12 protein-coding genes and 1 tRNA gene are annotated in these 14,023 nt (G+C 33.2%); 7 read left to right on the top strand and 6 right to left on the bottom strand.

Translation table 11 applies throughout. The features are described from left to right. The 4 genes from ACYQ5R_RS08560 to ACYQ5R_RS08545 form a co-directional block, all read right to left on the bottom strand. Positions 1 to 1,380, bottom strand: a complete 1,380-nt coding sequence (locus tag ACYQ5R_RS08560; protein ID WP_460190520.1) for a peptidylprolyl isomerase — start codon at positions 1,378 to 1,380, stop codon at positions 1 to 3. After that, positions 1,367 to 2,218 carry a peptidyl-prolyl cis-trans isomerase gene (locus ACYQ5R_RS08555; protein ID WP_460190519.1) on the bottom strand — a complete coding sequence of 284 codons (852 nt, stop codon included), beginning with the start codon at positions 2,216 to 2,218 and terminating at the stop codon, positions 1,367 to 1,369. The genes ACYQ5R_RS08560 and ACYQ5R_RS08555 overlap by 14 nt, the downstream gene beginning before the upstream one ends. Further along, the gene (locus ACYQ5R_RS08550; protein ID WP_460190518.1) at positions 2,219 to 4,078 is read right to left on the bottom strand and encodes a peptidylprolyl isomerase; all 1,860 of its coding nucleotides are present in this window, start codon (positions 4,076 to 4,078) and stop codon (positions 2,219 to 2,221) included. A 106-nt stretch (positions 4,079 to 4,184) separates the two neighbouring features. Continuing rightward, complete coding sequence (locus ACYQ5R_RS08545) at positions 4,185 to 4,466, bottom strand: DUF493 family protein (RefSeq protein WP_460190517.1); 282 nt, start codon at positions 4,464 to 4,466, stop codon at positions 4,185 to 4,187. A gap of 120 nt (positions 4,467 to 4,586) precedes the next feature. Between ACYQ5R_RS08545 and ACYQ5R_RS08540 the strand changes: the two genes are divergently transcribed. The 5 genes from ACYQ5R_RS08540 (at position 4,587) to ACYQ5R_RS08520 (ending at position 9,088) form a co-directional block, all read left to right on the top strand. Continuing rightward, a complete protein-coding gene (locus ACYQ5R_RS08540; protein WP_460190516.1) occupies positions 4,587 to 5,120 on the top strand; it encodes an AAA family ATPase in 534 nt (177 codons plus the stop codon). A 5-nt stretch (positions 5,121 to 5,125) separates the two neighbouring features. Further along, positions 5,126 to 7,021, top strand: a complete 1,896-nt coding sequence (locus ACYQ5R_RS08535; protein ID WP_460190515.1) for a RecQ family ATP-dependent DNA helicase — start codon at positions 5,126 to 5,128, stop codon at positions 7,019 to 7,021. Position 7,022: 1 nt separating this feature from the next. Beyond that, positions 7,023 to 7,970, top strand: coding sequence for a methionyl-tRNA formyltransferase (gene fmt, locus ACYQ5R_RS08530; RefSeq protein WP_460190514.1), 948 nt, complete (start codon positions 7,023 to 7,025; stop codon positions 7,968 to 7,970). A 190-nt stretch (positions 7,971 to 8,160) separates the two neighbouring features. Further along, positions 8,161 to 8,433, top strand: coding sequence for an HU family DNA-binding protein (locus ACYQ5R_RS08525; protein WP_460190513.1), 273 nt, complete (start codon positions 8,161 to 8,163; stop codon positions 8,431 to 8,433). A 100-nt stretch (positions 8,434 to 8,533) separates the two neighbouring features. Next, on the top strand, positions 8,534 to 9,088 hold the full coding sequence (locus tag ACYQ5R_RS08520; protein WP_460190512.1) for a YqgE/AlgH family protein: 555 nt from the start codon (positions 8,534 to 8,536) through the stop codon (positions 9,086 to 9,088). On the opposite strand, the gene ACYQ5R_RS08515 is transcribed toward ACYQ5R_RS08520, so the two are convergent. Beyond that, positions 9,080 to 9,907, bottom strand: a complete 828-nt coding sequence (locus ACYQ5R_RS08515) for an aminotransferase class IV (RefSeq protein ID WP_460190511.1) — start codon at positions 9,905 to 9,907, stop codon at positions 9,080 to 9,082. The two genes, ACYQ5R_RS08520 and ACYQ5R_RS08515, sit on opposite strands and share 9 nt — an antisense overlap. Positions 9,908 to 9,987: 80 nt before the next feature. Beyond that, positions 9,988 to 10,371 carry an START-like domain-containing protein gene (locus ACYQ5R_RS08510; RefSeq protein WP_460190510.1) on the bottom strand — a complete coding sequence of 128 codons (384 nt, stop codon included), beginning with the start codon at positions 10,369 to 10,371 and terminating at the stop codon, positions 9,988 to 9,990. Between the two features lie 129 nt (positions 10,372 to 10,500). Between ACYQ5R_RS08510 and ACYQ5R_RS08505 the strand changes: the two genes are divergently transcribed. Together ACYQ5R_RS08505 and ACYQ5R_RS08500 are read left to right on the top strand one after the other, a co-directional pair. Continuing rightward, positions 10,501 to 10,574: transfer RNA gene (locus ACYQ5R_RS08505), tRNA-Met, on the top strand. Between the two features lie 989 nt (positions 10,575 to 11,563). Next, the coding region (locus tag ACYQ5R_RS08500) for a PKD domain-containing protein (RefSeq protein ID WP_460190509.1) at positions 11,564 to 14,023 on the top strand (2,460 nt) is incomplete at its 3' end.

The raw sequence follows: 14,023 nt of genomic DNA, 5'->3' as shown, positions 1-14,023 counted from the left end.
TTAGTTTTCTTTCTTAGTCCAGTTACGAGAGAATTCACAATCTTTAAACTCATCGTTTATTTTGATATAGGTGTCATCTAACTTATCGTCTGCCCAATCTTCGATTGCTTCTTCTTGTTTTTTCTGTAATGCTAATTGCTGTATTTTAACGTAATCCTTTACAAAATCTGCAGTATGTGACTCTGTACGGCTTTTAACCAACATGATTTTAAACATCTTTTCTCCTTCACGAGTTTCATCATAAAAAGGTTCTGTTAATTCATCTTGCTTTACATTGGCGATACGTTGGTATAAGGTTGGGTCCATACGTGTTAATTCAAATTTAGAATCTCCTGTTTGCCCATTAATAATAATACCTTTATTGTCCTTAGTAATTTCTTCTTCTGAAAATTGTTTAACGGCCTCTTCAAAAGTTATAGAATCTTTTAAGATATCTGCTCTAACTTTTTCTAAAGTACGCTTTGCTTCATTTAATTTTTCCGAATCTATATTTGGTTGAATTAAAATATGGCGCACATCAATTTCTTGTCCTTTGATTTTCTCAACTTTTACAATGTGATATCCAAAATCAGATTTAAAAGGCTCAGAAATTTGACCTTCATCTAAACTAAAAGCAACTTCTTTAAACTCTTTTACAAAACCACTTTCTCTTGTAATGGTAAAGAAACCACCTTCACCTGGTCCTTGAGATGAAACAGAAGGGTCATCTGAATTTAGAATTGCCTTCATTTTCATACTAGCTCCACCTTCTATCTCATTTTTAAGCTTGATTAATTTATCTTTTACTCGCTTTATTTCCTCCTCTGTAGGTTCAGCATAAACTACAATTTGTGAGATTTCTACTTCTGCACCAAATTCTGGTAATACATCAGCATCTTTTAAGTTATTGTAATATGTACGAACTTCATCAGGAGTAACATCTACCTCTTCAGTAATACTTGCTCTTTCTTGTTGAATTAACAATTGTTCTTTTTGAATACCAGCTAATTCTTTACGTAAATCATCTTCGTCATTAAAACCATAGAATTCTACCACTTTATCCATACTACCCAATTGTTGTGTAAACATAGCAATAGAACGTTCTACCTGACCTTCTACTTGACTATCATCTACCACTATACTATCTATTACAGCATGATGCGACAACAATTTTTGCAACATAATTTCTTCTAACATTTCGCAATCAGAAATTTTAATTTTTCCTTCACTACGTTGCTCTACTTCTAATTTGAACTTTTCAACATCAGAATCTAACACTATATTTTTACCAATTACTACAATAACTCCGTCTACTTTTGCACGTTGAGCAACTACCGATAATAAGCTCAAACATAAGCATACAGCTAACAATCCTCTCTTCATCATTTTAATATCTTTCAAAATATTGGTTTTTAATGGCGTCATTTAATAAATCTACTTCTATATCTTGCAGTAATTGAAACTTTCTTTTCTGCAGAATAATCTGTTTTATGGTTGGTGAAACGTAACTTAAAGGCGCTATTTCATTGCGTTTTAACACATTTTTTACCGATATCAAATATAGGCCTATTGAATCTTCTTTTTTAATAAACTTCGATTTTTTTAACAGCTCGTTTTTAGGCATATCTCTTAAAACAGGAATGCGCTCATTTAACTGCGAATACTGTACCCATACTGAGTCGTTAAAATGATATGAAACAAATTCTAACGACTTGTCTTCTAACTCAGTAAGATCTTCTTCTTTTTGAGATCTAAATTGTTTGATCAAATCTCTTTCGTCAGCTCTATTTAAATTGGTTTGAAGGTATTTAAACTGAACCAACTCTTCATTCAATCTGAAATTAGCTTTGTTTTCTTCGTAAAATCCTTCTAACTGTTCTTTTGTTATAAGCGTATCTACTTTTTCTAATACCAAAGCCTCCTTATAAGAATTGATATAAAGTGTATTACGATAATCACTTACTAATTTTTCGAAAGATACAGACTTGTCTGTTAAATTAATCTCTGCTTGATGCAATAACAGCTGTTGAGTAGCCCAAGTATTTATATAATTACTGACAAACTTTGCGCTATCCAATTTACTCAGATTATCGGGTAAAGCCTCTTCTAGTTCAGATTTATATAAAATTGTGGTATGAACTTTAGCAATAGGAGTATCTGTAGTAGTTTTAGGAGAAGGTAAAAATTCGCAACTCCAAAATACAAATACACAAAAACTGTATAAATACCAATGTTTCATTTATTGCGCAATCAATTCTTTTAAAGCCTTATCGTTAACCGATACATCATATAAATTTCTCAACTCTGTAACCCAGTCTTTCTCTAACTTATCTTGATAATCACTAATAACCTGACCTCTAACTTCATCTAGCGTTTGCTGTCTTGATTCGTTAATTTCATCAATTTTGACAATTATAAACTTCTTTTCGAACTCTATAATTTTAGAAATCCCCAATTGGTAATCAAAGTCTTCCGGAATGTTAAAAGAATCTGAATTAAAAGTACCAGATTTCACCAACACTGCTGCGGCATTCTCATCTGAATAACTATTTTTCAAACTGTCTACAGCTACATTTTTTAACAATTGTTTACGAGCAATTTTTGCTAGTTTTTTAGTATTACACGTTATTACAGCACCTTTAAATGATTTTTTTGAAATATATTTTGAGGTATGCGTGTTGTAATAACTTTCTAATGCAATACTATCTTTACCTGCATCCCAAACTTTTTGTTGCAACAATTCAAACAGTAACAATCCTTCCTTATATTCATTAAAAGTGAAGGCAAAATTTGGATTAGTTTCTTCTAAATGTGCTTTGTAATATTTGATAACCTCAGCATTTAAATAGGTATTAAAAAGTTCTCTATTGTATGCTCTTCCTCTTAAGTAATCATTAAAGTTTTGAGCAGTCAATGTTGTATCTTCCAAATTAACCAACACATCGTTTAATTGTTTTTCAGATAAAACAGCAGCACCTGCAAACTGATCGAGCAAATCCGTATCTACTGTAAGGTTGTATTGCTTTTTTAATTTATTTACTATCGAGTTGTTCACTATATCAGCACGCTCTCCTCTTTTTACTTTATTTACTATACTCTCTTTCGTTTCATCAAAACTTCCAATTGGATATTTTTTAATCAATTTAACAATATGCCAGCCATAATTAGTTTTAAATGGCTTAGAATAAGAACCTTCAACTTCTAGAGCAAAAGCTTCCTTCTCAAATTCAGGTACCATTCTACCAGAACCAAACTTACCAAGACTTCCTTCTTTCTGAGCAGAATAGGTATCTTCAGATTGCGTCTTCGCTAAATATTCAAAAGACTCACCACCTTCTAACTGCACATAGATTTCTTTAATTTTTGTTTCGCTTGGTAAACTGTCTCCGCGAATCATAATGTGAGATGCCTCTATTTGACCTCTAGCTTTGCGCTTATCAATGACCTTTAATATATGGTAACCAAAACGTGTTTTAAAAGGTTCTGAAACCTCTCCAACCTCTGTTTTATAAGCCGAGGATTCAAATGGGTAAACCATACTAAATGCTGTGAAATAACCTAAATTTCCGTTATTTCTTTGTACAGAAGGATCTTGCGAATATTGTTTTGCAATACTATCAAAAGAAGCTCCATCGCGAATCTTTTCTAAGGCCTCTGAAATTCTTTTGTAGGGTATAACGGTGTCCGTTGGATTTTTAGGGTCAAATTGAACCAAAATATGACTAGCATTCACCTCGTATAAACTTCTATCGTAGGCCTCTTTTACCAAACTATCTAAAGTCGATTCGTCTTTCAAATAAGGCTCCATTAATTGCTGTTTATACCCTTTTAACTCATTGACATAACTAGGTAAAGTATCTAAACCAAGATCTCTTGCCTGTTGTACTTTAAGCTTGTAATTTAAAAACAACTCGAAATAACTCTCAACATCTTTTTGAGAGTCATCTGATAAAACATCTAAATTCTTGTTATACACACGCATGAATTCGTCGATATAAACAGGTTGCTCTTCAATAGAAAACAAGACTGTTTTGTCTTGCTGTGCGCTTAGGGTAATCGAAGAAATTAAAAGAAATAAAAAGCTAAGTTTTTGCGTCATTTTATATATTTTTTTAAAACCAAACAAAAATAAACAAACATCTGAAACCTGATAACAATCAAGTGCGCAATTTATTGTTTATTTCAACAATGGATTGTTAAAAAAACTATAAAGCAATTACCCCTTCTATAGTACCGACCTCCTTATACTTTTTAATAATAGCATCGGCAGATGGCATATTTAATAAAATGGAAACACTTTTATATTTTCCCGTTTTAGATTCTTTGGTATTAATAACTGCTCCTCCCAAATTAAAAATATCTTTAATTTGTTCTTCCTTTTCTTTTGATGCAGGCACGATAAACTTAAACAAATACTTTGTTGGAAATGTTGTAGTTTCAATTAATGTTGTTCTTAACTTTTCGAAAAAATCTTCAGAAGACTGCATAATTTATAATTTGAGAAAATAAACTCTTATCTATTCCTATTTATTAGATGCAAAAATACAGTTATATTTACTCATTGTTAGAATAATGTAATTGATTTTTGAACGATTGAACTAAATTGTATGCAGCAAAAAAAAATTGTAATAACCGGTGGTCCGGGTACAGGAAAAACAACTGTAATAAACGAACTGATTGATAGAGGTTATTCATGCAAAACAGAAATTTCTAGACAAGTTACTTTAGCCGCTCGAGAAGAAGGCATTGAACAATTATTTTTAACAGACCCACTGCTTTTTAGTGAAAAGCTGTTAGAGGGCAGAGCAGCTCAATATTTAGAAGCAGATAAAACAGAAGATTCTTTAGTTTTTTTTGACCGCGGCCTACCAGATGTTCATGCATATATGAATTTTACGAATACCGAATATCCGCCTCTTTATGAAACTACCTGCAAGGCACACCCTTATACAAAAGTGTTTATTATGCCTCCCTGGAAAGAAATTTACACTTGTGACAATGAGCGATATGAAGATTACAAAACGTCGGTAGCATTGTATAAATATCTAAAAAAGGGGTATGAAGAATTAGGATATCATTTAATTGAAGTACCAACCGGTACGGTAGAATTTAGAACAGATTTTATTTTGAAATCACTTTAGTTTAAATGCAGACCGCATTAGACATATTGCAACGCTATTGGGGTTATTCATCTTTTCGAAAACCACAAGAAAGCATTATAAATAAGGTATTAGAACAAAAAGATACTGTAGTTTTATTACCTACAGGTGCAGGTAAGTCTCTGTGTTTTCAAATTCCTAGTTTGGTTGTTAAAGGTGTTTGTATTGTTATATCTCCATTAATTGCTTTAATGAACGATCAAGTTAAATCTTTAAAGCAAAAAGGAATTAAAGCTATTGCATTGACTTCAAAGATGCATCAAAAAGAACTTATTGAAGCATTTGATAATCTCAAATTTGGTAATTACAAGTTTTTATATGTTTCTCCAGAAAAACTGCAGAATAACCTCATATTAGAAAAGATTAGAGAACTACCTGTAAATTTTATTGCTGTAGACGAAGCGCATTGTATTTCTGAATGGGGACATGATTTTAGACCATCGTATTTACAATTAAGATCTTTACGTTCGTATTTACCCGATGTACCAATCATCGCTCTAACTGCAACTGCAACCAAACCTGTTTTAAAAGATATTGTTAAACATCTTGAATTACAAAACCCAACTATTTTTAAAAAATCTTTTTTTAGAAAGAACATCGCGTATCGATTTATAGATACGGTTGATAAGATTAACAATACAATACAAATTCTCAGTAACTTAAATGGTACTTGTATAATATACACCCAAACCAGACGTGCCACTGTTGACCTCAGCAACCAATTAAATCAGTTACATTTTAAAACAACCTATTATCATGGTGGATTAACTTTTGATCAAAAATTGAAGCACTACAACAGTTGGCTTCAAGAACAAACACCTATAATAGTTGCAACCAATGCTTTTGGTATGGGTATTGATAAAGGAAATGTTCGTATTATCATTCATTATGACATTCCGAATAGTATTGAAAATTATTTACAAGAATCTGGCAGAGCTGGTAGAGATCAACAGCAATCCTTTGCTTACTTGCTAAAAAATACAAGTGCAATTAAAGAACTTGAAAATAAACAGCGAAAAAATATAGCAACAGTAGAATTTATTAAAAAGGTATACTACAACTTAAACCAACATTATCAGATAGCCTATGGCGAATTAGTTGAGATACCATTTGAATTCAACTTAAGTGATTTTTGTAGAAAATACGACCTACCTATATTACCAACATTCAATGCAATCTCAGCTTTAGAAAGTCATCATATAATTCTATTAGATGAACGAATCAGTAGGAAATCTACGGTACAAATTAGTATATCACAGCAACAACTTTTAGAGTATTGTAATTTGAATCGAGTGCATGGCGCTACCTTACAATTATTGTTACGAACTTACGGAGGTATATTTGAAATGGCCAAAGTGATTAATGAGACTTATATAAGTAAGACTTTAGGCATTACTACCCTTACGCTCTATGAGCAATTAGAAAGTATGCATAAAAGTGGAATCCTGCTTTTTTACAAAGCAAACAATAATGCTCAGATTCGTTTTTTAATTCCAAGAGAAGACAACCGAACTGTAAATGTTATAGCCAACTCTATCAAAACGCGAAACAAAAGAAGGTTGCAAAAGTTAAATGATTTAATTGCGTTTGTCAACAACAACAGTGTTTGTCGCAACAAACAACTACTATCATATTTTGATGAAGCTATTAAAGAAGACTGCGGTACGTGCGATGTTTGCATAAAACAAAATAAAACACCTGTAAATCAAAAAGAAATTGCGGAGGCTATAGCGCATTATTTAACAGCCCAAGGCGCTTGTAGTTCCAAAGAAATGATTCATCAATTAAATTACGATAAAGATGCTGTATTAACAGTATTAAAAATTCTTTTAGAGAACGGTATAATTAAGGTAACTTTGCACAACACCTACGAGTTAGCATAACATGAAGAAAGATTTACGCATTGTTTTTATGGGAACCCCAGATTTTGCTGTGGGAATTTTAAATAAATTAGTGAGCACGGGGGCTAATATAGTTGGTGTTATTACGGCGCCGGATAAACATGCCGGTAGAGGTCGGAAATTGAATCAATCTGCAGTAAAGAAATTTGCCGTAGCAAACAACCTACCAGTTTTACAACCCACCAATTTAAAATCAGAAGATTTTTTAAACGAACTAGAAGCGCTAAAAGCTAATTTACAAATTGTTGTGGCCTTTAGAATGTTGCCTAAAGTTGTTTGGCAAATGCCTTCTGAGGGTACTTTTAATTTACATGCTTCGCTGTTGCCTGATTATAGAGGTGCTGCTCCAATACATTGGGCAATTATTAATGGCGAAGAAAAAACAGGAGTTACGACTTTCTTTATCGATGAAAAAATTGATACAGGTGCTGTTATATTAAAATCTGAGACTTTTATAAATCCTGATGAAACTGTTGGTCAACTTCACGATAGACTTATGCACTTAGGTGCAGACTTGGTAGTTCAAACAGTTGCATCTATATCAGAAGGAAAAGCGCAAACAACTATTCAACCAGACAAAGCACCTAAAGAAGCACCAAAGCTTTTCCCTGACAATTGTAGAATTGATTGGAGTGAATCATTAGATACTATATATAATAAAGTGCGAGGATTAAATCCGTTTCCAACAGCGTGGACAGAACTGCATAATAACAACGAAATTATTCAAGTAAAACTATACGATGTAATGAAAGAGACGTCTGAGCATTCATTCTCATTTGGCGATGTAATTACTACCAAGAAAGAAATAAAAGTTGCGGTTAAAAATGGATACTTGCATATTAAAAGAATTAAGTTAGCTGGTAAACGCACTATGAATAGTAGTGATTTATTAAATGGATTTAAATTTGAACAAGGTTCAAAAATGGTCTGAAAACCCTTATTCATCAAGGGATTGTCATTTTTTTATAAAATAAAAGTGAGGTTATTAACATTTGAGGGTGTTTTATTAACAAAACACTGTTTTTTATACCCCCAAACTTGCGTGCGGCCTTATTCCTACTATATTTGTTAGGCTTTAACTAGCAAATTAATGTTTAACCAAATAATTTAAATTAAGAATTATGAACAAATCAGATTTAATTGACGCAATGGCAGCTGACGCTGGAATTTCAAAAGCGGCGGCAAAAGCAGCATTAGACTCACTAACTGATAACGTAACAAAAACTTTAAAAGGTGGTGGTAAAGTATCTCTAGTAGGATGGGGAACTTGGTCAGTATCTAAAAGAGCTGCAAGATCTGGTAGAAACCCGCAAACAGGAGCAACAATTCAAATTGCTGCTAAAAATGTAGTAAAATTTAAAGCTGGTGCAGGTTTCAGTGATGCTGTAAACTAAAAGAAATAAGAACCAAACTTATTTTAAATAGACCTCCTTAAATTAAGGAGGTTTTTTTATTCAAATTATTTTACTACATTTAATTCAAAATTGCATACTAATGCTAGAGTTAAAACCACTTAAGGGAAGATTACTTATAGCAGAGCCTTCAATTCTCAATGATCGTTCTTTTAATAGAAGTGTCGTTTTACTTACCGAACACAACGATTCTGGATCTATAGGATTTATTATGAACAAACCAACTAAGTATACTATGAATGACTTAGTACCAGATGTAGATTGCGATTTTGTCGTTTATAATGGAGGTCCCGTATCTAAAGAGAATTTGTACTTTATTCATACAGCTCCAGAATTGATACCAAACAGTATTGAAATTGATAACGGTATTTATTGGGGTGGTAATTTTGAATCTGTTTCAAAACTTCTTTTAAATAAAGAACTAACTACGAACGATATTCGATTTTTCTTAGGATATTCTGGATGGGAACCCGAACAATTAAAAGATGAACTTACCGAAGATTCTTGGAAGGTTATGGAAAACAGTTATACCAACATCTTATCTGCTAACGGATCTATGTGGCGAAACAAGTTATTAGAACTTGGTGGTTCGTATAAAATTTGGGCCAATGCACCTAAAAACCCAAGTTTAAATTAAGTAGCTGGTTTTTAGCAATTTACCTAACTTCTCTCCTACTTCTGTTCTATATGTTTTTTTTCTGTATTGAGTTACAGCTTGAATATCTATAATACTATTGGTAATAAATACTTCATCTGCCTTTTTTAATTCAAAAGGAGAAACAGCCCGTTCTTCTAGGGTATAATCAGGATGCTTTTCTAATATTTCAATAAGCTTTTTACGTACAATGCCTTTTAAACAACCTTCAGTAATGCTTGGTGTAACAATTCTATTTTCAAATATTAAAAAAACATTGCCATGAATGGCCTCAACCAAATGTTTCGATTCATTTAATAACAAACAAGTATCGTAACCGTTTTCTTGTGCAAAAACACTTGCTGTAACATTTAGTACTTTATTGGTTGTTTTAAGAGTAGACAACAAACCCGAATACACATAGAAATCTTTGTACAATTCAACCTCGTACGAATCTTTGGGAATAGAGCTCAATTCACCAACCTCAATTGCAAAGTCAATTCCATTGTTTTTAGGAGTGTATAGCCCCCCTTCTTTTCTACAAACAGTGATTCGTAAACGAGCATCTATTTCAAGGTTTGAAGCTTTGGCCGTTTTTAGTAATTCTTCTTCAAAATACTCTAAAGTAAAATGCATTGGAATGTCCATTCTAAGCATTCTTAAAGATGCCATTAATCTAAAGTAGTGATCTTCGGCAAATACCAATTTACCTCTAAAAAGTTTGACAGTTTCAAAAACAGCATCACCATATTTAAAGGCCCTGTTTTGCACTCCATAAACCGCTTGTTTATCTGTAAATAGCTGTCCGTTAATATTGATCATTACACTAAATTTTGGCGACAAAAATAACTAAAAAAGCTCTGATAAAATCAGAGCTTTGCACATAAATATATAAACTAAAATTAGGCGCCAATAAGATGTTTTAATTCTCCTATTTGATTTTCCCAAAACATTTTAGATTCATCTACTTCATCTTCTTCGGCAAAATCAGTAATTATAAGAGAGACATCCTTGGTCAATTCGTCTACTTGAATTTTAAATTCAAAATACGAATCATCATCTTCGGTTTCTAACCATTTAAATCGAATTCTTGTATCCGATCTTTTAGAAAGTACCTTAGCTTGTTCTTCTGAACCATCCCAAATAAAGGTAAACACTTCTCCTCTTGAATTTACATTGTCTGCAAACCACTCCGATAAGCCAGAAGCAGTTCCAAAGTAATTAAACAACATTTTTGGTGATGCACTAATTGGAAATTCTATTTGAACCTTTACTTTGTCTTCCATATATACGTTGATTAGAAAAGTTCGAATATATTGCTTTATTTACTGAAAAAAAAATTTTCTATTGCATTAAAAAATCTAATTTCAAGGCTTGTGAAAACTTAAATTTGTCTTATATTTGCATCCGCAATTGGCGAGGTAGCTCAGTTGGTTAGAGCGTCGGATTCATAACCCGGAGGTCAGCAGTTCAATTCTGCTTCTCGCTACAATATACTAAATCTAATAAACGAAGCAGTTTGGGGGTTCTCAAACTGCTTTTTTTATGAAATCATTAAATGAAATTCTTGCTTTTGAATACGAAAGTGAATACGATTTGAAGGCTAACCAATAGATCCCCAAAAGACAGCCAACAGCAAACAACAGCTAACCAACAGATGACTAACAGCTGACCAACAGACAACCAACAGACAACCAACAGACAACCAACAGCACACCAACAGACAGCCAACAGCTAACCAACAGCTATAAAATTACTATTGGTGGATTGATAGTAGCACAGTTAACTAATGGATATCATCAATTGCTGATAAATTCCAAATATTAAATAAGAGCAGTATACATATAAGATATACAATCCTTATAATTTTTATTTTCACTTTAATAACAATGCATATTCAAACAAAGGAAAGAATGTAATTGTCGTTGGTTTTAGTCAAATTTAAATTAATTCCTTCTGATAAAAAAATAAACTATTAAGTTTTAACAGCACCGTATCACCAACAACCAACCAACAGCTATAAAATTACTGTTGGTACATTGATACTATCATCACTAAATAATATCTAATTTATAGCCAAAAGATAATTTCAAATAACACTTGAAAAATCGTATCGAATAACCTACATTTGAGTATTAATAATTGGATCTCAAACTGAATACGTTTTTGAATACGATTTGGAATACGATTAGTGGAAAAAGCCTATAAAATAAGGGTTTGAACGACATTTTAATCCGTTCATAACCCGGAGGTCAGCAGTTCAATTCTGCCTCTTACTACAATAAAACGCTCCGTATATAAAGGAAGTTTTTATTATTTAAAACGTTCTCTAAAAAAATATGAAATAAAGGATTAAAATTCTCGATAAAAAACATTTGGCTTACCTCCATTTATGTAAACTTTATCAACAATAATCTATTTAATTCATATAAAATGATAACTTAGCTTTTTTTACTGCTGTGTTTTTATCAATTAGCCATGAGACAAACATTAATAAAACTCTCGTGCAGTATTTGCTTGTTGCTAACCCCAATAACCTCATCTGCAACCTCGTACCTTTTTTATAAATGGTTACCTAATTTATATATTAATTTCACAAACGATCGTAATTCTTCTCAACCTCCAACTGTCACTTTTTCTTTTAATAATGACAATACTTGCGAAGGTACTGACATTCAATTTACATCGAATGTGAGCGGAGAAAATGGTGCTATCACATATAGCTGGAATTTTGGAGATGGAGGTACCTCTACAGATGCCAATCCAATATATGCCTACAACAATGTTACAAATGGCTGCGGTACTCAAACATACACCGTTAGTCTCGTTGTAACAGATAATGATGGCCCACATACTGCAGTTACAAATACTGTTTCGGTAATTAGAAGTCCTAACTTAACCATTGAAGATGACGATAACCCGTTTGGTGAGCCTTTTAACAATTGTGCATCGGCCTCTCCTAATTTTGAAATTAATGTAGATGTAGGATCGTCAGATTCTAGTTGTATAGATACCTATATGGTAGATTGGGGCGATGGTTCTCCTACCGAAACATTTAACTCATTACCCACCACTCCAGTCAATCACATCTATACTCAAATCGGTCTATATTCTATGACTTGGACTGCTACCAGCGATGATGGCTGTATCACTGAGGTTACCACTATAGTTAAAAATGTATCAAATCCTTCAGGTGCCGTTGTGAGTCCGGGAAATACAAATAATTTATGTGCTCCTACTGAATTACTACAATTTACAATTACTAATTGGGGACAAAATTCAGATGACACTACTTATGATATAGATTTTGGTGATGGAACTACAATAAGTTTAAATCAAGCTACACTGCAAGCTTCGCCTTATTATGATGCTGGAGATCCGGAAAACTCTGCCGATTATCCTATTCCACATGCCTATTTGGCATCAAGTTGCGAGTCTGGATCTGGTTATACCATAGAATTAAATATTACCAATGCGTGTGATACCACTACCAGTCAATTAGTAGATATTACCGTATTAACAGGTGCAGATGCCGATTTTGATTGGACAGGTGATCAATGTGTAAACAATACTATTCTCTTTAGCAGTACTTCAGAACTTGGATACAATCCTAATTGTACGCAAAACGCTATTTATAATTGGGATTTTGGTGATGGCACCGTACTTACGGATGTTGGTGCAAATGAATCACATACCTATACAAATCCTGGTACTTACAATGTAACCATGTCTGTAGAAATGTATTGTGGTATTTCAGAAATAACGCGTCAGATCTGTATAGAAGATACTCCTGCACCTCTTTTTAATTTAAGTACTTTAGAAGGTTGTATTCCTTTAAATGTAAATGCAACTAACACTACTGTAGCAACTGCATGTAGTGCTACTTCCTATCTTTGGGATGTAACGTATACCGCTGCTAATTGTGAGACTGTTGAGAATTGGCAATTTGTAGGTGGAACAGATCAAACATCCGAAAATCCGCAATTTCAATTCTATAATGCTGGATTCTACGACATTACCTTAACCGCTACCAATAATTGTGGTACGGAAGTAAGCAGTAGTCAACGCATTTCAGTTAAAAGACCTCCTACTGCGAACATCAACCCAATTCCTAATTATTGTGGAGCGGTAACAATTAATCCAACTACAAATATAGAAATATGTACAGATGATCCTTCAGAGGTAACCTATAACTGGAGTTTCCCAGGAGGTACTCCTGCGAGTTCTAATAGTGAAAATCCAGGTTCAATAAACTATTCTACCCCTGGTAATCATACGGTAACATTAGAAGTTACAAATAGTTGTGGTACAGTAACTACGAACGAAACTTTCACGATTGTAGAACAACCTAATATTACTGTTCAACCTCTAGCAAATCAAACACTTTGTCAAAATGCAACTCCAACTGATTTAGTTGTAACAGCAACAGCCTCTACTGGAACTCTTACGTATCAGTGGTATGTTAATAGTGTTAATAATACCACCACAGGCGCTCCAATTGCGGGAGCTACGAACGCTACTTATACGCCTCCAACAAATGCAGTGGGTATCTTGTATTACTACGTGATTGTTTCTCAACAAGCAGAACCTTCCTGTAATCAAGTTTCAACAATTGCAGAAGTTGAAGTATTAACCGCTCCTATATTTACAGTACAACCCGATGACAGTGCAGTCTGCCTAAACGGAACTCCTAATATTTTAGAAGTAGCCTATACAAATGGAACTGGTACTCCAACCTATCAATGGTATAGCAATACGGTAGATAGTACAACTGGTGGAACTCTAATTCCGGGTGCTACTAACGCAACTTATAACCCACCAACTACATCCATTGGAACGCTTTATTATTACTGTGTGATTTCTTTCACTTCTGGGGGATGTTCACAAATATTTTCTGAAACAGCTCAAGTTGATGTTACTCCTGGGGTAAGCATAGAC

Source organism: Urechidicola sp. KH5, assembly GCF_054661455.1.
This window is presented reverse-complemented; position numbering and strand designations above follow the sequence as displayed.

Bases quoted from the DNA above. Each gene is read 5' to 3' on its own strand.
- ACYQ5R_RS08540 (WP_460190516.1), top strand. From the start codon at position 4,587: ATGCAGCAAAAAAAAATTGTAATAACCGGTGGTCCGGGTACAGGAAAA.
- ACYQ5R_RS08510 (WP_460190510.1), bottom strand. From the start codon at position 10,371: ATGGAAGACAAAGTAAAGGTTCAAATAGAATTTCCAATTAGTGCATCA.
- ACYQ5R_RS08555 (WP_460190519.1), bottom strand. From the start codon at position 2,218: ATGAAACATTGGTATTTATACAGTTTTTGTGTATTTGTATTTTGGAGT.
- ACYQ5R_RS08545 (WP_460190517.1), bottom strand. From the start codon at position 4,466: ATGCAGTCTTCTGAAGATTTTTTCGAAAAGTTAAGAACAACATTAATT.
- fmt (WP_460190514.1), top strand. From the start codon at position 7,023: ATGAAGAAAGATTTACGCATTGTTTTTATGGGAACCCCAGATTTTGCT.
- ACYQ5R_RS08525 (WP_460190513.1), top strand. From the start codon at position 8,161: ATGAACAAATCAGATTTAATTGACGCAATGGCAGCTGACGCTGGAATT.
- ACYQ5R_RS08535 (WP_460190515.1), top strand. From the start codon at position 5,126: ATGCAGACCGCATTAGACATATTGCAACGCTATTGGGGTTATTCATCT.
- ACYQ5R_RS08515 (WP_460190511.1), bottom strand. From the start codon at position 9,907: ATGATCAATATTAACGGACAGCTATTTACAGATAAACAAGCGGTTTAT.
- ACYQ5R_RS08520 (WP_460190512.1), top strand. From the start codon at position 8,534: ATGCTAGAGTTAAAACCACTTAAGGGAAGATTACTTATAGCAGAGCCT.
- ACYQ5R_RS08550 (WP_460190518.1), bottom strand. From the start codon at position 4,078: ATGACGCAAAAACTTAGCTTTTTATTTCTTTTAATTTCTTCGATTACC.